Source organism: Undibacterium sp. GrIS 1.2 (assembly GCF_040544435.1).
Classification (GTDB): Bacteria; Pseudomonadota; Gammaproteobacteria; order Burkholderiales; family Burkholderiaceae_D; genus Undibacterium.
The window spans coordinates 1-22,058 of record NZ_JBEONP010000004.1; the positions used below are offsets into that span (position 1 = coordinate 1).

General features: G+C 46.6%; 18 protein-coding genes and 1 pseudogene. 12 read left to right on the forward strand and 7 right to left on the reverse strand.

Annotation, left to right across the window (positions count from 1 at the left end):
- Window positions 1-471 (reverse strand): annotated as a pseudogene (locus AAKU61_RS02490) (transposase); the annotation flags it as partial.
- Window positions 472-993: 522 nt separating this feature from the next.
- The gene (locus tag AAKU61_RS02495) at window positions 994-1,779 is read right to left on the reverse strand and encodes a hypothetical protein (RefSeq protein WP_354329372.1); all 786 of its coding nucleotides are present in this window, start codon (window positions 1,777-1,779) and stop codon (window positions 994-996) included.
- A gap of 395 nt (window positions 1,780-2,174) precedes the next feature.
- On the opposite strand from AAKU61_RS02495, the gene AAKU61_RS02500 reads away from it, so the two are divergent.
- The 8 genes from AAKU61_RS02500 (at window position 2,175) to gloA (ending at window position 9,407) form a co-directional block, all read left to right on the forward strand.
- Window positions 2,175-2,489 carry a TM2 domain-containing protein gene (locus AAKU61_RS02500; RefSeq protein ID WP_354329374.1) on the forward strand — a complete coding sequence of 105 codons (315 nt, stop codon included), beginning with the start codon at window positions 2,175-2,177 and terminating at the stop codon, window positions 2,487-2,489.
- A gap of 115 nt (window positions 2,490-2,604) precedes the next feature.
- Window positions 2,605-3,108: a DUF805 domain-containing protein gene (locus AAKU61_RS02505; protein WP_354329376.1), complete on the forward strand. Its 504-nt coding sequence runs from the start codon at window positions 2,605-2,607 to the stop codon at window positions 3,106-3,108.
- A 200-nt stretch (window positions 3,109-3,308) separates the two neighbouring features.
- The gene (gene glyQ, locus AAKU61_RS02510; RefSeq protein ID WP_354329378.1) at window positions 3,309-4,274 is read left to right on the forward strand and encodes a glycine--tRNA ligase subunit alpha; all 966 of its coding nucleotides are present in this window, start codon (window positions 3,309-3,311) and stop codon (window positions 4,272-4,274) included.
- Window positions 4,275-4,350: 76 nt separating this feature from the next.
- Window positions 4,351-6,435: a glycine--tRNA ligase subunit beta gene (gene glyS / locus AAKU61_RS02515; protein WP_354329379.1), complete on the forward strand. Its 2,085-nt coding sequence runs from the start codon at window positions 4,351-4,353 to the stop codon at window positions 6,433-6,435.
- A 68-nt stretch (window positions 6,436-6,503) separates the two neighbouring features.
- Window positions 6,504-7,067 (forward strand): D-glycero-beta-D-manno-heptose 1,7-bisphosphate 7-phosphatase, encoded by a 564-nt coding sequence (gmhB, locus tag AAKU61_RS02520; RefSeq protein ID WP_354329381.1) that lies wholly within the window; start codon window positions 6,504-6,506, stop codon window positions 7,065-7,067.
- Window positions 7,068-7,194: 127 nt separating this feature from the next.
- Window positions 7,195-7,935, forward strand: a complete 741-nt coding sequence (locus tag AAKU61_RS02525; RefSeq protein ID WP_354329383.1) for a lysophospholipid acyltransferase family protein — start codon at window positions 7,195-7,197, stop codon at window positions 7,933-7,935.
- A gap of 129 nt (window positions 7,936-8,064) precedes the next feature.
- On the forward strand, window positions 8,065-8,898 hold the full coding sequence (locus AAKU61_RS02530; RefSeq protein ID WP_503012570.1) for a M48 family metallopeptidase: 834 nt from the start codon (window positions 8,065-8,067) through the stop codon (window positions 8,896-8,898).
- Window positions 8,899-8,999: 101 nt separating this feature from the next.
- Window positions 9,000-9,407, forward strand: coding sequence for a lactoylglutathione lyase (gene gloA, locus AAKU61_RS02535; RefSeq protein ID WP_354329386.1), 408 nt, complete (start codon window positions 9,000-9,002; stop codon window positions 9,405-9,407).
- 471 nt (window positions 9,408-9,878) lie between these two features.
- Here gloA and pgi read toward each other — a convergent pair whose 3' ends face one another.
- From pgi to AAKU61_RS02560, 5 genes are all read right to left on the reverse strand, one after another.
- Window positions 9,879-11,525 carry a glucose-6-phosphate isomerase gene (gene pgi, locus AAKU61_RS02540; protein WP_354329388.1) on the reverse strand — a complete coding sequence of 549 codons (1,647 nt, stop codon included), beginning with the start codon at window positions 11,523-11,525 and terminating at the stop codon, window positions 9,879-9,881.
- A gap of 125 nt (window positions 11,526-11,650) precedes the next feature.
- Entirely contained in the window at window positions 11,651-12,448 is a 798-nt protein-coding gene (rsmA, locus tag AAKU61_RS02545) for a 16S rRNA (adenine(1518)-N(6)/adenine(1519)-N(6))-dimethyltransferase RsmA (protein WP_354329390.1), read from the reverse strand.
- 145 nt (window positions 12,449-12,593) lie between these two features.
- The gene (pdxA, locus tag AAKU61_RS02550) at window positions 12,594-13,622 is read right to left on the reverse strand and encodes a 4-hydroxythreonine-4-phosphate dehydrogenase PdxA (RefSeq protein ID WP_354329392.1); all 1,029 of its coding nucleotides are present in this window, start codon (window positions 13,620-13,622) and stop codon (window positions 12,594-12,596) included.
- Window positions 13,622-15,034: a peptidylprolyl isomerase gene (locus AAKU61_RS02555; protein ID WP_503012569.1), complete on the reverse strand. Its 1,413-nt coding sequence runs from the start codon at window positions 15,032-15,034 to the stop codon at window positions 13,622-13,624. The genes pdxA and AAKU61_RS02555 overlap by 1 nt, the downstream gene beginning before the upstream one ends.
- Before the next feature lie 91 nt (window positions 15,035-15,125).
- Window positions 15,126-17,360 carry an LPS-assembly protein LptD gene (locus tag AAKU61_RS02560; protein WP_354329393.1) on the reverse strand — a complete coding sequence of 745 codons (2,235 nt, stop codon included), beginning with the start codon at window positions 17,358-17,360 and terminating at the stop codon, window positions 15,126-15,128.
- Window positions 17,361-17,652: 292 nt separating this feature from the next.
- On the opposite strand from AAKU61_RS02560, the gene AAKU61_RS02565 reads away from it, so the two are divergent.
- Genes AAKU61_RS02565 through AAKU61_RS02580 form a run of 4 tightly spaced genes read left to right on the forward strand, consistent with a single transcriptional unit; the run spans window position 17,653 to window position 21,985 of the window.
- Window positions 17,653-18,693 carry an aminoglycoside phosphotransferase family protein gene (locus AAKU61_RS02565; RefSeq protein WP_354329395.1) on the forward strand — a complete coding sequence of 347 codons (1,041 nt, stop codon included), beginning with the start codon at window positions 17,653-17,655 and terminating at the stop codon, window positions 18,691-18,693.
- 19 nt (window positions 18,694-18,712) lie between these two features.
- Entirely contained in the window at window positions 18,713-19,459 is a 747-nt protein-coding gene (gene murU / locus AAKU61_RS02570) for an N-acetylmuramate alpha-1-phosphate uridylyltransferase MurU (RefSeq protein ID WP_354329397.1), read from the forward strand.
- 16 nt (window positions 19,460-19,475) lie between these two features.
- Complete coding sequence (locus AAKU61_RS02575) at window positions 19,476-20,810, forward strand: aminopeptidase P N-terminal domain-containing protein (protein ID WP_503012571.1); 1,335 nt, start codon at window positions 19,476-19,478, stop codon at window positions 20,808-20,810.
- Window positions 20,807-21,985 (forward strand): FAD-dependent monooxygenase, encoded by a 1,179-nt coding sequence (locus AAKU61_RS02580; RefSeq protein ID WP_354329401.1) that lies wholly within the window; start codon window positions 20,807-20,809, stop codon window positions 21,983-21,985. Before AAKU61_RS02575 ends, AAKU61_RS02580 begins: the two co-directional genes overlap by 4 nt.
- Window positions 21,986-22,058: the final 73 nt, after the last annotated feature.

Below are 22,058 nucleotides of genomic sequence, written 5' to 3' on the forward strand. Positions count from 1 at the left end.
GTAAAAAACACAGCCCAAAGCCCCAGTTACGCTGACTTGTTGTGAGACGAATTAGCCAGTCCGCTATGACATCATTCTCAATGTTAAGCTTAGCTTGGTAACGATAGCAGGTTTCGCTAATGCCGAATGCTAAACAAGCTACTTTGATTGTTGCTCGCCGTTGGTCAACCACCCAGCGCGCCATCTCTCGACGCTGAGATGGCGCTACCACTTTTTTGCGAGTGCCTCAGCCACTATTTCTGCCTTGAGTCGTTCCTCTGCATACATCTTCTTGAGACGTTTATTCTCTTCCTCCAACTCTTTCATACGCGCCATTAATGAGGCATCCATGCCGCCATACTTGGCTCGCCACTTATAGAACGAAGCGGAACTCATGCCATGTTCACGACAAAGTTCTGGGATAGGAGAGCCAGCTTCTGCCTGCTTCAGGATTGCGATAATCTGGCTGTCGGTGTAACGGGATGTCTTCATGTAAAACCTCTAAAAATCATATTTAGAAAATTCTACTTATAAGTCCGATTATTTGCTGGGGGGATTACCATTTGTTTTATTGTTAAGTTCTTTTCAGGACTTACATTGAAGAAAGAATGGCAGCGTTTGGTCAAAGACAGCCAGAGCGCACTCTGTTAACACATCAGAAAATCAATTCAGATGCAATTTGGAGCGTAGTATTTACTGGAATAAGTTAAAAAAACAGGTCGGAAATAATAGGAAGGCATTAATAGGGCAACTACAGAGTAAAAATCCAGACGAATTCAGGACGAGGCCAAGAAACTGTCGAGCCACAGATGGAACATTAGCCAATGCAAATACATGGCAAAAAATAGATAAAATTCAATATACTCCCCCCATTTTTTATTAAAATTGGCTTATAGACCAATTAATCTATGGACAATTAAATATACAGGATAGGAGTATATATTTATCTATACTGCGAGATCGTAGAACAGATAACAGAATAAAGGCGGTTGCAAAAGTAACGCTTGTCCAGCATCAGGACTGCAACTGCAACGTTTTAATGCTACGCATTTCCCCCTTCTCACCTGCGCCTGCGCCGCTGCTTTTGGTCTCTTTGCGTGTTATCACCAGACGGTCGCCGACTAAACCGTAGACCTGATCGTTGTCATTGCTGGTTTCAAAACTAATCACAATAAAAGCCCGCCCGGATGCGGTTTCATGCATGCGACTGGCCAGCGGTGTGCCGCCGGCAGCGATCCAGATATCCAGGTTACCCTCATACTTTTTAATGTACTTACGGTCCTTTTCGGTCATCTTGTCGATAGTCATTTCAAAACTCAACAGACGTGCGGGCTTACCGTTGTAGGTGTCCGCTTTTTCATTTCTGAATACCGCCTTCTCGACTGCACGAGACAAACTGTTGGCGGCATAAATGAGCGGACGTAACTCGCTGGAATTAATATCGTTGAGTGCAGAAAGCGTTGGGGTTTTGGCCTTTGGATCTTTTTCACGGGCGCGCTCTTCGGTTTCCAGTCGACTCAACAAGTCCCTGCTGTAATACACCTGCAAGCCGCGCGGCCCCTCTTCTATCTGCACACTGGCGATACCACTGCGTTCATCTGCGTCTTTACCATCCCCCTGACGACTCCAAGTCTTGGCTTCCAAATTTGCCTTCACCGGTGTCGCGCCTTGCAACCTGACCAAAGCAGTCTTTAAATCACTTAAGCCGTCGGCATAAGCAAATTGCGATCCAATTGACAGGGCACTGATCAAAGCAACTGAATAGAGACGAGACAACATCGTCGATCGAGTGGAATACATTTTTACCTCGGATAAAAATTGGGGTTGAATAAGATGCGACAAAATCGACGTGCTAAAAATAACTTCTGTCAGAGTGGCAATAGCGACAATAGTTCCGTCCAACGATCTGCAGTCTGATTGCCCTATCCGGCGGGATGCGGGAAGCGATTTCTTAACTCTATCTATGCACGAGCTTAGGGTATCAATCCAACAGTTTCTACAAGTTTTTGACATTTTTGTTTTGTCGTTTCAATAAAACAAGTACTCTCATGAAATTATCAGTGTTAATAGATTTATTGGTAATTTTTTGCTGCATAGTGTTACAGGGTGGTCCCGGGTAGTACCCTATTTAAAACAAGTGCTGGTAATCGATATTCACTGTCATCACGCACTACCAACACGACAAGGAGAAAAAAATGAGTATGGTATTTTGCCGCGGCTGCGGAAAAGAAATCCATGTAACTGCTGTCACATGTCCACATTGCGGTGCGCCACAGGGTACGTTGCAACAGCAAACCCAATCAGATAAAAGAATACTTCCGGCTGCGCTGTTTTGCTTCTTTTTAGGCATGTTTGGCGTACATCGATTTTATGTTGGAAAAATCGGAACAGGTATTTTGCAATTGCTCACACTCGGTGGCCTGGGGATTTGGGCGCTGATTGATTTTATTATGATTGTGGTCGGTAGTTTTACGGACAAACAAGGTAATAGAATTAATCTCTGGACATAAATTTTAGAGAACAAAACGCTTGGCGGTTTCAACTACAAAATGCGTTCTCAAAAAATGAGATTTTTAAAAATACAAGACATAAGACTACACAATACAACTTTATAGAGGGTACAAAATGAGTATGGTATTTTGTCGCGGCTGCGGTAAAGAAATTCACGAAACCGCCCCAATCTGTCCGCATTGCGGCGCGTCACAGACAGTATCGTCAACATCATCAGCGCTGCCAGTGGAGTCGGAAGATATTTCACAAGCCTTCGACTGGTATGTGTTGGTATTAAAAAAATATATCCAGTTTAGCGGTCGATCACGCCGTAAAGAATTTTGGTTTTTTACTCTGTTCACCATATTAATTAGCATAGGATTATCGATCGTCGATCGCGTAACCGGGACATCGCACTTCGGAGCCGACTCTGGGCTGCTCAGCAGTTTGTATGCGTTAGCAACTCTGATCCCCGGATTGGCAGTTTCAGTAAGGCGGCTACACGATACTGGCCGCAGTGCATGGTGGTTGTTGATCGGACTGTTACCAGTAGTTGGCTTCATCGTACTGATCGTGTTTTGGGCAACTGATAGCCAACGCTCAGAAAATCAATTCGGTATTTGTCCAAAAGAGATGTAAGACGCTGAGATCGCTCATGCAGCAAATGAGGCAGCACCAACCGGTGACTGCCTCTTTTTATTTGCGCCCGTGACGCCGATTTCAGCAAGCACCTGAGCGGTCAATGCTGCAAGCAAATTCGCCTATCTAGGGCAAAACCCGCTAAAATCCAAGGTTTAGCAAACTTCAGTCTGTGCCATTCATCAAAGCGGAACATCATAATGCTTACATTTCAACAAATCATCCTCAAACTGCAAGAATACTGGGCTGCGCAAGGTTGCGCCTTGTTGCAACCTTATGACATGGAAGTCGGTGCAGGTACATCACACACGGGCACGTTTTTAAGAGCGATTGGACCAGAACCTTGGCGCGCCGCCTATGTGCAACCGTCACGCCGCCCTAAGGATGGTCGCTATGGTGAAAATCCTAATCGCTTACAGCATTACTACCAATATCAGGTGGTACTAAAACCAGCACCAGAAAATATTCTGGATATCTACCTTGGTTCTTTAAAAGCGCTCGGTCTGGATTTGCAGCAAAACGATGTGCGCTTTGTAGAAGATGATTGGGAAAATCCGACTTTAGGTGCATGGGGTTTGGGTTGGGAGGTCTGGTTGAACGGAATGGAAGTTACCCAGTTCACTTATTTCCAGCAAGTTGGCGGGATTGATTGCAAACCGATTCTGGGCGAAATCACTTACGGTATTGAGCGGCTGGCGATGTATTTGCAAGGCGTAGAAAACGTGTATGACCTGGTGTGGACTGAGCGCGAAGAAAACGGCAAAACAGTGCGCTTATCCTATGGCGATGTATTCCACCAAAACGAAGTCGAGCAATCGACATTTAACTTTGAGTACTCGAATACCGATTTTTTGTTCTCGCTGTTTAACAGCTACGAGGCTGAGGCGGCAAAATTGCTGGCAGTAGAAGAAAAATCACTCGCTTTACCAGCTTATGAAATGATCTTAAAAGCTGGCCATACGTTTAATTTGCTAGATGCTCGGGGTGCGATCTCGGTGACGGAACGTGCTGCCTATATTGGTCGTATCCGCAACTTATCACGCAAGGTCGCGGCGGCTTATTTGGCTTCGCGGGCGGCATTGGGCTTCCCGATTTGTGCTCCAGATTGCCAGCATAAAAAAGCCGCTTTAGAGACTGCCTCAAATGCGGAACTGAAAGCCGCTTAAATTTAGTGACATCTTAGCGATCACAAAAACGACAATACATCTGCTCGCAAGCGATCTCCATTCTGGAATAAAAGAAATGAACCAAACATTATTAGTAGAACTGCTCACGGAAGAATTACCACCCAAAGCACTCGCCAAGCTGGGCGAAGCATTTGCTGCGGGTATCGTCAACGGCTTAAAGTCACGCGATTTTTTAGAGAGCGATTCTGCCACAACAAGTTATGCGTCACCGCGCCGGCTGGCCGTGAGTATTACCAATGTGCGTCCGACCTCGCCGGACAAAATACTCCGCGAAAAAATCTTGCCGGTTTCTGTGGCGCTTGACGCGGCAGGTAATGCAACCGCACCGCTGGCGAAGAAGTTAGCGGCACTGGGAGTCCCAGATTTGCAAATCAGCCAGTTAGAACGTGCGGTCGATGGCAAGGCTGAGAGTTTTTTCTATAACTATACGGCGGCAGGCACTGCGCTAGCCGATAGCTTGCAAGCAACGGTCGAAGAATCGATTAATAAATTGCCGATTCCTAAAGTCATGAGCTATCAACGTCACGATGGGGCGACAGTCCATTTTGTGCGCCCAGTACATCGCATCATCGCCCTGCACGGTGCAGACGTGGTACCGCTGGCACTACTGGGGCTGACCAGTGACCGCATCACTTTAGGACATCGCTTTTTGACTAGCGGCCAAATCAATATAGCGCATGCAAATGACTATGCTGCGGATCTGCTGGGCCAGGGTAAAGTCATTGCCAATGTCACTGAACGCAAAGAAAAAATCCGCACTGCCTTGCTCGCAAAAGCGGGGGACGATCAGGTTTTGATGCCAGAATCATTGCTAGATGAAGTCACAGCATTGGTCGAGTGGCCAGTTGTGTATGAGTGCAAGTTTGAGGATGAATTCTTAGCAGTACCGCAAGAATGTCTGATACTGACGATGCAGACGAATCAAAAATATTTTGCACTGACCGATGCCGCAGGCAAATTGCGCTCACGCTTTTTGATCGTATCTAATCTGGAAACAGCGACGCCAGAACATATCATTCAAGGTAACGAACGTGTGGTCCGCCCTCGCCTGTCTGACGCCAAATTCTTCTTTGAGCAAGATAAGAAAAAAACTCTGGAGGCGCGCCTGCCTATGCTGGCAAATGTGGTGTACCACAACAAATTAGGTAGCCAGGCTGAACGTATGCAGCGCGTAAAATCACTCGCTGGAAAAATCGCACAAAGTCTGGGCTACGATGTTGCGTTGGCAGAGCGCGGTGCGATGCTGGCAAAGGCTGATTTATTGACCGATATGGTAGGCGAGTTCCCAGAACTGCAAGGCATTATGGGTACGTATTACGCCTTACATGATAATGAAAATCCAGAGGTTGCTGCTGCCGCATCCGAACATTATCAACCACGTTTTGCGGGCGATGCACTACCTGCGACCGCGACAGGCACAGCCGTGGCGCTCGCTGACAAATTAGAAACACTGGTCGGCATTTGGGGCATAGGTTTGCAACCAACGGGGGACCGTGATCCGTTTGCGCTGCGTCGCCATGCTTTGGGTGTATTGCGCATGTTGGTAGAAAAACGTCTGCCACTCTCACTCAACAAATTACTTGGTGATGCGCTGACACAATTTACTGGCAACGCCAACTTTAAAGATCCTAGTGCTGATGTTTTGAACTTTATGTATGACCGCTTACGTGGCCAATTGCGTGACAAAGGCTTCGCGCAAAACGAGGTCGAAGCAGTGGTTGCACAAAATCCCGATACCTTAGATAACATTCTGGAACGTCTGCAAGCTGTACAAGCGTTCGCCGCTTTACCAGAATCAACATCCCTAGCTGCCGCTAACAAACGCATTACTAATATTCTGAAAAAAGCTGAAGGTACTCCAGGCGTTGTACAAACTGGATTATTGCAAGAAGCTGCCGAGCATGCTCTGTATGCTGCAATGAATAAGGTAAAGCCAGAAGTTGATACTGCTTTCGGCAAAGGTGATTTTGCGGGTGCACTGAAAACCTTGGCAGCATTGCGTACTGAAGTGGATAACTTTTTTAACGATGTGATGGTCAATGCCGATGATCTGGCTTTACGTAATAATCGTCTGGCCTTACTCAGCGAGTTGCATGGTATGTTAAATCAGGTTGCGGATATTTCTAAACTCGCATCCTAATAGAAACAGAAGCCGTAAGAACCGATAAGAAACCGTATCACTCAAAAGGAGAAATCATGGAGAAAACGATGAAGCTCATCATCCTTGATCGTGATGGCGTAATCAATCAGGACTCAGACGCGTTCATCAAATCTCCTGATGAGTGGAAGGCGATACCGGGTTCATTGCAAGCGATTGCTAAACTGAATCAGGCTGGTTATTTGGTCGTCGTTGCTACCAATCAGTCTGGTATTGGACGTAAGCTGTTTGAGATGGCGACGCTGAATGCGATTCACCAAAAAATGCATTCAGCAGCACAGCAAGTCGGTGCTGAAATTGATGCCGTGTTTTTTTGCCCGCATGTCTCTGAAGATAATTGTGATTGTCGCAAACCCAAACCAGGCATGCTGCAAGAAATCGCCAGTCGTTATGATGTCAGCTTAAAGGGCATCCATTGTGTGGGCGATTCGCTGCGTGATCTGCAGGCAGGATTTGTATGCGGCTGCTTGCCGCATCTGGTACTGACAGGCAAAGGTAAAAAGACTTTTGAAAAAGGAGGACTACCGCCGGGGACACAGATTTATCCTGACCTCGCCTCGATGGTGGATATTCTCTTAAAAACCGTACCTGCGGAATTTTTTGTGGCGGTTTGACGTACTCTGACAACGTAGCAAACAAACACAAAACCTCATCGCTTTTTAAATTTGCTAGAATTTTCTGTAATTTATTGTGACCTTATTAGCTGTGATCTTATTAGCTGTGACCTTATTAGGATAAGCAATGCTTCGTTTTAATTATTTTTTACGCTCGGTTTTATTCTTTAGCCTGATGGCTGTTGCGACAGTGATCTGGTCTATGGCTTGCTTGCTGTTTGCACCACTACCGTATAACAAGCGCTACTACTGGACGGCGCGCTGGAACGTTTTTGTGATCTGGCTAGCCAAAGTTATTTGCGGCATCCGCTACCAAATCAAAGGAATGGAAAACCTGCCAGATGCACCGGTTATATTACTGTCCAAACACCAATCGGCATGGGAAACCATTTTCTATTTGACCTGCATGCCAAGACCTTTAGTCTTCGTATTTAAGAAAGAAATTACCTACATCCCTTTCTTCGGTTGGGGCATTTCTTTGATGCGCATGATCCCGATTGATCGTAGCAAAGGTAAGGATGCATTCGCCCAAGTCGTGGTGCATGGTCGTCGCCGGCTCGCTGACGGACAATGGGTTATTATGTTCCCGGAAGGCACGCGTATTCCGGTAGGGCAAAAAGGTAATTACAAAATGGGCGGTACTCGCCTGGCGACAGAAACCAATACTCCTGTTGTACCGATCGCGATGAATTCCGGTGAATGCTGGGCTAAAAATTCTTTCATCAAAATGCCAGGTCTGATCACGGTATCAATCGGCAAACCAATACCACCTGATGGTTTGAGTGCGGCTGAAATGATGCAAAAAGTAGAGGCTTGGATAGAAGGCGAAATGCGTGTGATCTCACCGCATATATACAAAAAGGATTGATCAGAGCGACTCTTGATCAATCAGGAACAAGAGAGTTTTTTGAAATCACGTTTCTCATTATTGACCAAGCCTTTGCAGTTTTTACTGCAACTGGATTTGTTTTCAGATAGCCGGACTGACGACGGCGGGATGTTCCAATCGCCCCGCCGTAAAATGCAAGATCCTGCGCCGAAAAAAGTAACGCCGTCCAGTCTTCCGGTACCACCAAAGACATCATCGACGCCGCCAGAAAAATCTCCGAATAAACGTCAGATCCGCCTGCAAGAGCAATGGCTGGAATATAGTCTGCTGCGCTCCAAGCGACGTACCATTGGCTTTTTAATCAATGACGATGGACTGAGAATCACTGCGCCACGCTGGGTAACAATTGGCGATATTGAGCAGGCAATTCACGAGAAGCAGCGCTGGATCGTCGCTAAAATTACCGAGCGCCGTGAACGGGCTACGCATCAGGTTCAACCTAAAATGGTATGGGCAGATGGTGCTCAATTACCTTATCTGGGCAAGCAACTGACTTTGCGAATTCTTGCCACGCAATCGCTGGGCATTCATTTAGACAGCGATAGTAACGAACTGAGAATTTGTCTGCCTGCGGACTCGGGGGAGCAACAACTCAAAGACCGGGTACAGGCTTGGTTGCAGCAAGAAGCCCGCCGGGTATTTTTAGAGCGCTTGCCTGTCTATGCGGAAAAATTGGATGTTAGTTATCATTCAATGGCACTGTCTGCTGCGACTACGCGCTGGGGTTCTTGTACCTCGCAAGGCAAAATTCGCCTGAACTGGCGGCTGATTCATTTCTCTCTGACGGTGATTGACTATGTGATTGCGCATGAACTCTCGCATTTGCGAGAGATGAATCACAGCCCCCGCTTTTGGGCAACAGTACAATCGGTTTTCCCAGAATTTGAACATGCCAAGCATGCGTTAAAACAGCATGCAGCACACGACCTCCCCATATTTTAAGGGGAATATCTAAAGTTTTTAGAAGATTGTCCAATCATTCTATGGACAATCTGTGCTTCAATTATCATACTCATATCCAGTATATTTAAAGGAATTTTATTATGCGTCTATTACACACCATGTTACGCGTCGGTAATTTACAAAGCTCGATTGATTTTTATACTGAAGTGTTGGGTATGAAATTGCTCAGAACATCGGATAATCCCGAGTACAAATATACCCTCGCCTTTGTCGGCTATGGCAATAACCCTGATCACGCAGAACTAGAGTTGACCTACAACTATGGCGTCGAAAAATACGATTTGGGTAGCGCGTATGGACATATCGCGATTGCAGTGCCAGATGCGTACAAGGCGTGTGATGCAGTAAAAGCCAGAGGCGGCAACGTAACGCGTGAATCAGGCCCAGTGAAAGGCGGCAAGACCGTTATCGCTTTTGTACAAGATCCTGATGGCTACAAAATAGAATTGATAGAGCGGAAAACTGCCGAACAAGCGACCAGTCTGTAAGACTCTTTGGCAGTTAAAAACGAAGGGAATTGTGGTCTGGACGAACCAGATCAAATCAAATGAAGGTTTAAATAAAAAAGCTGTCTGTGATCTGTTTAGATTAGAGACAGCTTTTTTTATTGTGGCTGATCAGATTGCTCTGCAATCTTGTTCATTACTTTAATCAAGCCGATCACACCAACAATGAGGGCGAAGGTGAGAACACTGATAATTCCTGTCAACATGATAGATCCGCCAATTGTGTAGTGTTGTGATTTATATCTCTGCAAGTCAATTAATTTATTGCCTGGGATCAATTATATTCAGTTTGCTTCAACCCGACGGTCAATTTGTGTCAACTTTTGTTAAAGCTTATCTCCATTACATGATCCGAAATAAAACCTTTGATTTGTCTCGGTACAGCTAGGAGCTGCAACGCAGTTAGGGCAGTTTTTGCGTAAGTCCTATCAAAATTAAAACCGTTGATTTTCCTTATACATGCCCATGCCGACGGAAATAAGCGATTAAACCCGTGGTCGAAGTGTCCAGTTGAACGTCGTAGGCCTGATCGCCTTTAATTGCTGGCAATAAGCGATTGGCAAGCTGCTTACCCAACTCAACGCCCCACTGATCGAAAGAGTTAATACCCCAGATCACGCCTTGGACAAACACCTTATGCTCATACAAAGCGAGCAACATGCCGAGCTGATAAGGATCAAGGCTAGGGATGAGAATACTCGTGGATGGCTGATTGCCTGCAAATACTTTATGCGGCAATAGCGCGGCGATCTTGCTCTCACTCAAACCTGCGGCAGACAATTCTATGCGCGCTTGTTCTTCAGTTTTGCCGAAAGCCAAAGCAGCACTTTGCGCCAGACAGTTGGCTAATAATGGCGCCTGATGCCCTGGCAAAGGATAATCACTGGAAGCAGCCACTACGAAATCACATGGAATCAACCAGCCGCCCTGATGCAAAAGCTGGAAAAAAGCATGTTGGCCATTGACGCCAATTTCGCCCCACACAATCGGATTAGCGCGACAAGTCAAAGGCTCACCGTCACGTCCTACCGTTTTGCCATTCGATTCCATTTCTAATTGCTGCAAGAAGGCTGGCAAGTGACGCAAGGACTCGTTATAAGGCAAAATTGCGGTCGTTTCAGCACCAAGAAAATTAGTGTTCCACACGGAGATCAACGCCAGCAAAACCGGCAAATTATGCTCTAGCGGCGCTTTACAAAAATGCTTGTCCATCGCCTCGGCACCATCTAGCAAGCGCTCAAAGCCATTCATCCCGATTGCGAGTGCAACGGATAAACCTACCGCCGACCACAAAGAATATCGCCCGCCGACCCAGTCCCAGATTTGTAAAATATTGGCATCAGGAATACCAAACTCATGCGCTTTATCGGGGCTGGAAGTGACGGCAATAAAGTGCTTAGCGACCGCCCATTCCTCCATCGCCGCAGCCATCAGCCAGGTACGTGCAGTGTTGGCGTTAATACTGGTCTCTTGCGTGGTAAACGTCTTGGAGGCGACAATAAACAAGGTCGTACGCGGATCTAAGGTCTCCAACAAAGGTGCGAGATGGGCGCTGTCTAAATTAGAGACATAATAAAAACTCAGGCTAGGATGCTGCATTGCCGACAATGCACGCGTCGCCAATTTAGGGCCGAGATCAGAACCACCAATCCCGATATTCACTACATTTTGAATCGCATCACCTTTAAAGCCGCGCCATAATCCGCTGCGCACCCGTTCGACGATATCGCGCATTTGTTTACGCACAGCGCGTACCAAAGGCATCACGTCGGCTTCTGGATTTGGGAACGGTGTAAAAGCCGAGTGCCGCAAAGCAGTATGAAGTACAGCGCGGTCTTCGCTGATGTTAATTTTCTCACCCGAAAACATGCGGTCACGCCAGTCTTCTACCTTCGATAATCTGGCTAAGGCGACTAGACTTTGCAATGTTTCGGCATCTATCCTTTGCTTGGAATAATCTACCAGCAAGCCATCCAGCTCTTGAGAAAAATGTTGAAAACGCTGTGGGTCTGCAGCAAACAAATCGCGCAAATGCACGTGTTCTAAACGAGCTTGATGCGCTAGCAAGGTTTGCCATTCTGGCGTAGTAGTAATGTTCATATTTGCAATCGGAGAAAAATCGATAGAGATAAGAAAAATCAGTATCCAGGCAAACGGTATTGCTCGGCTAAAGCAACTAAGCTTATTTATAGGGCTGGTTTTGCGTAAGCCCTATTTATTACAAATCAATCTGCAGGTAAATCGGGCTTCAGTTCTGCGAGTAACCTCGCCAGACTGACATACTGTTCGAGCGGGATTGTTTCTGGTCGCATTTGCGGATTGATACCAACATCAATCAATTGCTGCTCAGTGAACATTCCGGCGACACAATTACGTACCACTTTACGGCGTTGTGAGAACGCCTTAGTCACTACTTGTTCCAATTTATGAATATTGCATTCCAGACGTTCCGCCTTCGGGATCATACGGACAATCGCAGACTCTACTTTAGGTGGTGGATCAAACGCTGTCGGCGGTACGATAAACAATAAATCCATGTGATAGCGCCATTGCAGCATGACGGACAGGCGACCATATGCTTTGCCACCGGGCTCTGCAACCATACGTTCCACAACCTCTTTTTGTAGCATAAAATGCTGATCTTCAACCAGATGCGCAATCTCGGCCAGATGAAATAATAAAGGGCTAGAAATGTTGTAAGGCAGGTTACCAACGACACGGAGCTTTTTATCCGGCGGCACTGGGATCGTCGAAAAATCAAACCGCAAAGCATCACCTTCATGGACGATCAATTTAGCAGGATCAAAATTCTTTTTCAGACGCGCTACCAAATCACGATCCAGCTCAACTACATGCAGTTGACTTAATCCTTCTAACAAGAGTTTAGTCATAGCAGCCAAACCTGGGCCGATTTCAACCATAGTTTGATCAGGCTGAGGATTGATGGCACTGGTGATGTGACTGAGCACCAATTGATCAGTCAAAAAGTTTTGGCCGAAGCGTTTACGAGGTATGTGTTTCATGATTTTTGGGTATTCTGAATGTCACGATTGTAGAACATGTGTGACAAGTAAGATAGAAGCTGTGATCGTAAGCAATCATCAATGACTGCCAGCGAAATGCTTTCGTTGTCTGAGTTTTTTATTGACGCTTAATACTTCTGGCAAGCTAGTGCTCAGATTGCGCCTTCACCATACCAGCTGCGACTCGTATCGCTACCAGCATACTGCTGACGTCTGCTTTACCTACGCCTTGCGCAGCTAAATCAAGCGCAGTGCCATGGTCTACTGAGGTTCGTATCAGCGGCAATCCTAAAGTGATATTTACCCCTAAACCAAAACTAGCGTGCTTTAGTACAGGCAAACCTTGATCGTGGTACATCGCCAGCACGCAATCAGCTTCTTGCAAATATTTTTGCTGGAATAGCGTGTCTGCTGGATATGGACCGCGCACATCCATCCCTAAACCTTGTGCATGCAAAATCACAGGAGTGATGATGTCAATCTCTTCACGCCCAAGATAACCGTTTTCACCGGCGTGGGGATTTAAGCCAGTAACGAAAATACGCGGTTGTTGTAAACCAAATTTGACTTGTAAGTCTTGATGAATAATCTGCAGCGTTTTAAGTAAATGATCAAAAGTAATCGCGGCAGGCACATCTTTTAATGCAAGATGCGTGGTCGCCAAAGCGACTCGCAAAGCTTGTGGCAAATGATCGGATGCTTCACATGCCAACATCATGACAACTTGCGCAGTATTTGTTTTTTCAGCGAAGTATTCGGTGTGTCCGCTAAAAGCAACACCGGCATCATTGATCGTACTTTTTTGTAGGGGTGCTGTAACGATCGCATCGCACCAGGCTTGCTGTACGCTTTCTATAGCAACATCCAGCGTATGCAATACCGAACGGCCATTACGAGGATCTAATTGTCCAGCTATCACATGCGCTGCTAGAGGACAATCAATTACGGTAATTTGATTTACGCCGCAAGCTGGCAAACCGGTGTAACGAAGAGCCTCTAATGACACGCCCATCAACTGCATAGCAGGATCAATTTCTCCTGCCAGCATGGATAAATAAGCAGCGTCACCAATCAGGACAGGACGAATTTCTGACCGTAATTGCCATGCTGCCAGTAGAGAAACTTCTGGGCCAATGCCCGCCGGTTCACCTACTGTGATGGCAATTTTTGTCATTAATTATCGTCCAGACGGAACTCAACATAAGCGCGGTCACGTAACTGACGCAGCCAGTCTTGCAAAGCCTCGTCCGACTTGCGCTCACGCACGGCCTGGCGAGCAAGCAAACGTTGACGCTCTTTAGAAACGTCGTCTGATTTGCGTTCAGTTACCTGAATCAGATGCAAACCGAATTGTGTTTCGACTGGCTCACTCACCTCGCCAATCGCCAATTTATTCATCGCTTGTTCAAATTCAGGTACGGTATCACCGGGATAAATCCAACCCAGATCACCACCTTTAGCAGCAGAGCCATCGTTAGAGAAGGACTTTGCTAATTCTTCAAAGGTAGCCGCCTTATTATCCAGACGTTGTTTTAATTCAACCAATTTACGACGTGCTTCCGCCGTTGTCACGATTTGACTTGGCTTGATCAAAATATGACGTACATGCGTCTGTTGAACGACAGTGCTATCCGCTTTACTCTTGCCGACATCACGTTTGCCCGTCAACTTTAAAATATGGAAGCCGTTAGAGCTGCGAATAATTTCAGTAACTTCGCCTACCTTGATCTTATTGATTGAATCCAAAAATAATTGCGGCAAACGATCTTGCTCACGCCAACCGATGTCACCGCCTTTGATACCTTCGCTGGCGTCAGAATAAGTGACCGCCAGTTTGGCAAAATCTTCGCCTGCTTTTATTTTTTTCAAGACTTCTTCTGCACGGGCTTTGCGTTGCGCAATTTGCTCCGCAGATGCATTCTCTGGAATGACTACTAAAATGTGCGACAGATTCAATTCTTGCGCAACCTTACCTGGTGCAGCCTCTTGCGCGATATAGTTATCCACCTCAGATTCTGAGACCTGAATCTTGCTATCAACTTCGCGGTCACGAATACGCTGCATCATGATGTCGTCGCGAACTTCTTCGCGGAAACGTACATAAGGCGTTCCTTCGCGCTCAACCTGATTACGAAACTCTTGCAGAGACATTTTGTTTTGCTCTGCAAGACGCTGCATTGAGCGATCCAGCATGATGTCATCGACACGCATACCGTTCTCTTTGGCCAGTTGTAGTTGAGCGCGATCAACAATCATCCGCTCTAGTAATTGCTTTTGCAGATCAGCTCTGCTTGGCAAGGCTGTACCTTGCGCTGTTAGCCGCTTTTCTACTGCCTTCAAACGATCATTCAATTCTTGGCTGGTAATGACATCGTCATTCACCACCACCACAATTTTATTTACCAACTGCCCTTTTTCATTGGGATTGGCATTAGCAGCGGAGCTAGCGGGACGCATTGGTACGATGGGAGCCATACCGGAGCCCGCTTTAGCCTGTGCCCACACTGGAGAAACTGCTAATAACGAAGCTGAAATAGCCAACATCGAAAAGAGATTACGTTGATTCATGTGCAAGTTGTGTCGCATAGTGATCCAAATTCATATTAAAAATGGCAAGAAGAGACTAACAATCTCCATCGTTACCATGGCTAACTTTTAGCAAAAGCTGAAATATACGCTAGTTTATCGGCTGATAACCCGAAATATTCTTTTTTAAAGCATCCAACGGGTTCGATCCTATTTTAGACAGACCGTTCAATTCCAGTTGTATAAAAAAGGAGGTGTTACTTGTTATTGATGAGGTAGCGAATCGCTGCGCGACCATTCTGAATGACCAGCAATTACAAGGATCTTTATATTCAAATCCAGCAAGACCATCTACCAGTTTTTTGTCCTGAAGAGAATAGTTACTTCTGGCAACGACAAACCAACGCTTGTTAATTGGCAATTGGGTAGACAAATCTACCTGTTCCAAGGTGTCTCTTTGGTAGCGATATTCAGCATTAAATACGGTTTGTGGCGCAGGTTGCCAACGGACGCCGTAATTAGATGTCACCGCACGCCGGTCTGACTGACTTACCTGCAAAGTAGCATCTGCGCTAAGTTTGTCAGAAAATTTACCGGAACCACTTAGCAATAAATCAGAACGGCTTTGAGTTGTCGTAGTGTTATCTAAGGTAACTTTTTGTGTATTGAAGTAGAAGCGTTGCCCTACCGCTAGTTTAAAACGCTCCTCGCCATTAGTTTCGATATAGCGAGAAATCAATGCAGCGGTAATTTGATTGGAGTCGCCTATCCTGTCGGAACCGGTGAACCGGTTTTCGCTAAAAATCTGAGCGAAATTGAAATCGGCAAGGCCGCTGTCAAAATTAGGGAACTGACTTTGATCGCGATAAGGTGTATTGACGTAAAAAACCCGCGGCTCTAATGTCTGCGTCACTGCCCTGCCAAACAATGTTGATGGGCGCTCAAAGATAAGCCCGCTATCTAAAGAAAAAGTTGGCACAGAACGATGAAAATCGCTTTCCTGTGTCGGATCGACATTAGTCAGATGATAGCTTGCGACATTAAGAGAAACTTTAGGAATAATAAAGTAACCCGGCTGAACAATCGGATAAGAGATCTGAGGATTAAAAACCGCACGGTCGCCACGAACTAAAGTGGGATGCCAGAATCGGGTAAGTTGCGTATCTACGGACCAGTCAAAGCCATAGACATCATGACGCTCTGAGTGCAAATCCAATTGCGGCAAGCGGTCATAAGGACGGCCAATCGGCGCATTAATATCTTGCAGCACCTGATAATTCGATGCTCTTAAAGTGGCTGTTCCCAGCCAACCGGAGTAAGTCAAACTGGTGTCACGCAATAACAATCGTTCGGCTGTTTTAGTGATTGAGCTAGCAAAATCACTAGGATAATTATCATCCGACGCGGCATTCACGTTCCATGCAAAGTCTAATTGTGGCAAGAGCTTTTGCTGGTGTATGGAAGAAATAGCGTAGCGGGTTGTATTAGTTTGCCTGTCATCTGGCAGCACCTCAATATTAGTGATGCCGGAGTAACCATCACCCATATATCGAGCTTCGGCACCCAATTGCACGCCACGTCTGGTAATAATTTTAGGATATAGGGTTAAATCGCGATTCGGTGCAATATTGACATAATACGGCACCGAAAACTCTGGACCGCCTCTAGACGAACCACCCCAGATGGGCGGTAAAAATCCTGAATGGCGGGCACCTGAAAGGGGGAAAGTCAACGAAGGTGTCGCCAGAATCGGAACCCCTTTAAAGTAGACGATCGTTTTACCCGCGACACCTCGATCTAACTCCGTGTCTAAATACAGAGAGTCTGATTTTAAAAACCAGTCGGGATCATCACTGACGCAGGTCGTGTAAGTGCCATTAACAATGGTGGATTGTTCGTCACTTTCAAAATCAATACGCTCGCCTTTGCCATGAGCATTGTTTCTAACGAGCTGATAAATCGGATTAACAATAAACCCAATGCCCGTATCCATCTGCAAGCGCATTGAATCGCCGAAATAACTATCACCCGCACGCAACATACGGATGTCGCCACTCGCCTTTATTTCATCCTCAAGATTAGTATAAGTTGCCTTATCCGCATTAACCTTGGTGTCACCTTTGGTGACTTCAACATCATTGTCAAAATTGACGTAGCGCTCGGGGCGGCCAGATATGGTCTCCGCACGGATCACTGTTGGCTGTTCTTTCTCGCCTTTAATGACTACTTCTGATGGCTTGGCAGCACTGGCAGGTGTGGCTGAACTAACTGGATTGAATGGTGCTACTTGAGCAAAAATCTGCGCTGGGAATAATGCAGAAATGAGAATCGCCAAGATAGTGGGAAACAAAGGCTGCGGATGAGATAATACGGGTTTCCGGCGCATGTAGTGTAATTTCAGTAGTTGGCGTTTTAGGCGTTTTGTTCGGTATTAAGCTGTTGCAATTAGCTGCTATAGCTATTGGTTCAGATGTCATTTGAGAAGCCTATTTCTTAGCTTTTTTGACACCCCACCAGAAATCAAGCGCCTATTATAGGGGAAATATCTCCCAAAATTGCCTGCAAAACTACTCTGTGTTGCGTCTCATGGCTGATGTGTGAGCCGATCGCCAGATAAGTATTAAGTAATTCACAAGTAATCCATCCAAAATTAACTCGCTACCCAAGAGAATTGATCTATGTCCCAACCCGTTTCGTCCAACTCAGTTACAGAAGATCTGCGCATGTCCGCTATTCATACCTGGCTTACAAGTATTGTTAGTCCAAGCTTAAAAGTGGCGAGCTTGCGCGCGGCCTCGGCAGATGCCAGTTTTCGTCGTTATTTCCGTATTGACGGTGAGGATGGTAAAACTTATATCGTGATGGATGCACCACAACCAGCAGAAGATGTACGTCCATTCATCAAGATTGCAGAATTATTTACAAAAATAAATTTATCTGTACCGGATATTCTTGCGCAAGATGTTGAACAAGGTTTTTTGCTGCTGGCTGATTTAGGTACGACAACCTATTTCAATGCGCTGAATAACGATACAGCTCACAAACTTTATCTGGATGCGATCGATAGTTTGATTCTGATGCAAGCACAAAGTCAGGCGGATATATTGCCAGAATACGACAGAGAATTTTTACTGCGCGAACTGATGATCTTCCCCGAATGGTATATCGGCAAACATCTGGGCTTAACATTAACTGCAGAGCAAAGTACCAGCCTGAATAATGTATTCGAAGCCTTGCTCGCCAATATTGTGGCGCAGCCACAAGTGTATGTGCACCGCGATTACCATTCTCGCAACTTAATGGTGCTGGATAAAAGCAATCCCGGCATTCTGGATTTTCAGGGCGCCTTGTATGGTCCATTAACTTACGATTTGGTCTCTTTGTTGCGCGACGCTTATGTGCAATGGGATGAAGAAATGGTAATCGACTGGGCCATCCGTTATTGGGAAAAAGCCCGTGCTGCCGGACTGCCCGTTAGTCCTGACGTCGATAGCTTCTATCGTGATTTTGAATTTATGGGCTTGCAACGGCATTTAAAGATTCTCGGTATTTTTGCCCGTCTTGCTCATCGCGACGGCAAAGACGCCTATCTGCAAGATATGCCACTGGTGATGACATATGTGCGCAAGACTGCGCAGCGTTACAACATCTTGATTCCCTTATTGCGCTTGTTGGATGTACTGGAAGATACGGCACCGCAAATCGGCTACACGTTTTAATCAGATTGAACGCACTCCAATGAAAGCCATGTTATTAGCAGCAGGTCGCGGCGAGCGTATGCGACCACTCACGGATACTTGCCCAAAGCCTTTACTGAAAGTGCGCGGTCGTCCACTGATCGTCTGGCATATTTTGAATCTGGTTAAAGCCGGCATCACCGATATCGTCATTAACCATGCGCATCTTGGTCAGATGATCGTTGATGCGCTGGGTGATGGCAGCAAATTTGGAGCGCATATCCGTTATTCGGCAGAAGCAACTGCGCTGGAAACCGCGGGCGGGATTGCAAAAGCCCTGCCCTTGTTGACCGAGAACGGGGATGAACCGTTTATCGTTATATCGTCCGATATTTACATCCCTCATTTCAATTTTGAAGAATGTAAAAATACGCTGGAAGACAATGATATGTGGGGTAATCCGCATCCGTTAGATAAACGCGATTTAGCCTGGTTATATATGGTAAAAAATCCGTCCTTCCATCCCGATGGTGATTTTGCGATGAACTTGATGGGCTTGGTCAACGAGAGTGCAGATGGATCGCCGCGCATGACCTTCGGTAATATCGGTGTGTACCGCCCAGAAATTTTTGCTCATATAGAACCAGGCAGTTACGCCAAACTCGGTCCCTTACTGCGCGAGATTGCTGATCGTGGTCAGCTCGGTGGTGAGCTGTATCGTGGCGACTGGCACAATGTCGGTACGCCAGAGCAACTAGCCCAACTAAATGAGCCCTTCGCTACGGCTAACACAGTAAAAAAATCATAAGGATATCCGTATGAGCATGCCATCTTATCTGCGTCGTCGCCAGCAACTGCTTGCACAAATGCAAGCACGTGGTGGCGGTATTGCGATCATCCCGACTGCTTATGAGATGGTGCGTAACAGCGATAATTTTTTCCCGTTCCGGCACGATAGTTATTTTTATTATCTATCAGGATTTACAGAGCCAGAAGCGCTCATCGTCCTCATCGCCAACGGCCATGAGCAACGCAGTATCTTATTCTGCCGCGAAAAAAATCTGGAACGCGAAATCTGGGATGGCTATCGATTCGGTCCCGCTGCTGCCAAAGCGCATTTTGGTTTTGACGCAAGCTTTGCGATAGATGCGCTAGATACAGAAATGCCGCATCTGCTAGCGAATACCCCTACACTTTTTTACAGCACGGGCAACGACACTCAACTCGACTCACGCCTGCATAGCTGGATAGAAGCGGTACGTGTAAAATCTCGTAGCGGCATCAGCGCGCCAGACACTACTATCGACGTGCGCGTCTTGCTGAATGAAATGCGATTGCGTAAAGATGCCTCTGAAGTAGCTTTGATGCAAAAAGCGGCCAATATATCTGGTATTGCTCACACAAGAGCCATGCAGATCGCAGGTACAGGTCGTTATGAATATGAGCTTGAAGCGGAGCTACATCATGAATTTCGCCGCCAAGGGTCGCAAGCACCGGCTTACGGCTCCATCGTTGCGACTGGTGCCAATGCGTGTGTCTTGCACTACAGCAGTAACAATGCATTAATTAAAGACGGTGATTTGATTTTGATTGATGCTGGCTGTGAATTTGATAGCTACGCCTCCGACATCACACGCACCTTTCCTGCCAATGGCAAATTCAGTTCAGCACAAAAAACCTTGTATGAAATCGTCCTCGCATCCCAGCAGGCAGCACTGGACTGTGCCCGTCCGGGATCGCGCTATATGGACGGTCACAGCGCCGCAGTAAAAGTATTAACGCAAGGTATGCTCGATACCGGTTTGCTGGATAAAAATAAGCTTGGCAATGTCGAAGATGCCATCAGCAATCTAGCATTCCGGCAGTTTTATATGCATGGCACTGGGCACTGGCTAGGACTCGATGTACATGATGTAGGCTCCTATCGTGAAGCAGACAAGGTAGGAGATGAAAGGCCTTATCGTCAGCTGGAACCTGGCATGGTTATTACCATAGAACCCGGGATCTATGTACGTCCGGCAGAAGGCGTTCCCGAAGAATTTTGGAATATTGGTATCCGTATCGAAGACGACATCCTGATCACACCAGAAGGCCATCTCAATCTGAGCCGCGACACGCCAAAAACCGTGGCGGAAATCGAAAGTGTCATGAAACGATGAAACTTGCTGATTTCCATATCGCCATCTGCGGCGCAGGTCCGGTTGGACAATGCCTAGCCCTGTTGCTTTGCAAGCAGGGGATTGCCGCTGATCGCATCCTTTTGCTGGATGCCAAAACCAGTGCGCAAGCCGAACAAGACGTGCGCTCAATCGCGCTGTCCTATGGCAGTCAGCAAATTCTCACGAATGCAGGTGCATGGCCGATCAAGGCGACCAGCATCCGGCAGATACACGTATCGCGCCGCGGACATTTTGGCCGTAGCTTGATTGACTGCAAGGATTACGCCATTCCGGCGCTAGGATATGTCGCTCGTTACGGCGATATCATTGCGCCTTTACAAAGGGCAACAGAACAGCGTGGCGTACAGATCAAACGTCCGGCAACAGTGTCCGCGTTAGAAGAAAGCGACGATGCGGTCACGCTGACTTTACAAGATGGTGAGAAGATCACCGCGACCATCGTGGTGCAGGCAGAAGGCGGCACCTTTGGTAATCAGACGCAAAAAGCGCGCAGTGTCGACTATCAGCAAACGGCAATCATTTCGCACATCACGGTCAGCCAGTCGGTTGCACAGCGGGCGTTTGAACGCTTTACCGAACAAGGCCCGCTAGCGCTGCTGCCGCAAGAGGATGGTTATGCGCTGGTATGGTGTGTTCGCCCCCCAAGCGCAGAGCAGCTTTTAGGCTTGGACGATAACGCTTTTAAAGCTGCTTTACAGCAAGCATTTGGTCAGCGACTGGGACAGATTTTGACCGCATCGCCACGCCACTCCTACCCCTTAGGCTTGAATGCGCAGGCACAAGCAACTAAGCGGATCGTTACCATTGGCAACGCGGCACAAACTCTGCACCCGGTTGCAGGACAAGGTTTAAATCTTGGTTTGCGCGACGCCAAAATCTTGGCAAGTACGCTGGCGGAGATACCACTGCAAGATGAATCCAATCAGCAGCCTGTTGCTCAGCAAGTCGCCGAACAATTGCAGTTTTTCTTAAAACAACGACAAACTGACCGCAATACCACCATACGGCTAACCGATAGTATGGCAAGAATATTTGCCAGCGCACCCGATGGCGCACTCACACAATCCATATTTGGCTTGGGCTTGGGACTACTAGATATTTTCCAGCCAGCAAAAAAATTGCTTGCAGAACAAATGATGTTTGGCTGGCGCTAAACTCTCCAACGCATTTAAATATATCTAAAAAAAACAAAAATAAAGGGAGTATGCGAAGAAATAGTGCCTAATG

Excerpts from the sequence above, each read along its gene's own strand:
- AAKU61_RS02495 (WP_354329372.1), bottom strand. The coding sequence starts at position 1,779 with ATGTATTCCACTCGATCGACGATGTTGTCTCGTCTCTATTCAGTTGCT.
- AAKU61_RS02500 (WP_354329374.1), top strand. The coding sequence starts at position 2,175 with ATGAGTATGGTATTTTGCCGCGGCTGCGGAAAAGAAATCCATGTAACT.
- AAKU61_RS02505 (WP_354329376.1), top strand. The coding sequence starts at position 2,605 with ATGAGTATGGTATTTTGTCGCGGCTGCGGTAAAGAAATTCACGAAACC.
- glyQ (WP_354329378.1), top strand. The coding sequence starts at position 3,309 with ATGCTTACATTTCAACAAATCATCCTCAAACTGCAAGAATACTGGGCT.
- glyS (WP_354329379.1), top strand. The coding sequence starts at position 4,351 with ATGAACCAAACATTATTAGTAGAACTGCTCACGGAAGAATTACCACCC.
- gmhB (WP_354329381.1), top strand. The coding sequence starts at position 6,504 with ATGAAGCTCATCATCCTTGATCGTGATGGCGTAATCAATCAGGACTCA.
- AAKU61_RS02525 (WP_354329383.1), top strand. The coding sequence starts at position 7,195 with ATGCTTCGTTTTAATTATTTTTTACGCTCGGTTTTATTCTTTAGCCTG.
- AAKU61_RS02530 (WP_503012570.1), top strand. The coding sequence starts at position 8,065 with ATGTTCCAATCGCCCCGCCGTAAAATGCAAGATCCTGCGCCGAAAAAA.
- gloA (WP_354329386.1), top strand. The coding sequence starts at position 9,000 with ATGCGTCTATTACACACCATGTTACGCGTCGGTAATTTACAAAGCTCG.
- pgi (WP_354329388.1), bottom strand. The coding sequence starts at position 11,525 with ATGAACATTACTACTACGCCAGAATGGCAAACCTTGCTAGCGCATCAA.
- rsmA (WP_354329390.1), bottom strand. The coding sequence starts at position 12,448 with ATGAAACACATACCTCGTAAACGCTTCGGCCAAAACTTTTTGACTGAT.
- pdxA (WP_354329392.1), bottom strand. The coding sequence starts at position 13,622 with ATGACAAAAATTGCCATCACAGTAGGTGAACCGGCGGGCATTGGCCCA.
- AAKU61_RS02555 (WP_503012569.1), bottom strand. The coding sequence starts at position 15,034 with ATGCGACACAACTTGCACATGAATCAACGTAATCTCTTTTCGATGTTG.
- AAKU61_RS02560 (WP_354329393.1), bottom strand. The coding sequence starts at position 17,360 with ATGCGCCGGAAACCCGTATTATCTCATCCGCAGCCTTTGTTTCCCACT.
- AAKU61_RS02565 (WP_354329395.1), top strand. The coding sequence starts at position 17,653 with ATGTCCCAACCCGTTTCGTCCAACTCAGTTACAGAAGATCTGCGCATG.
- murU (WP_354329397.1), top strand. The coding sequence starts at position 18,713 with ATGAAAGCCATGTTATTAGCAGCAGGTCGCGGCGAGCGTATGCGACCA.
- AAKU61_RS02575 (WP_503012571.1), top strand. The coding sequence starts at position 19,476 with ATGCCATCTTATCTGCGTCGTCGCCAGCAACTGCTTGCACAAATGCAA.
- AAKU61_RS02580 (WP_354329401.1), top strand. The coding sequence starts at position 20,807 with ATGAAACTTGCTGATTTCCATATCGCCATCTGCGGCGCAGGTCCGGTT.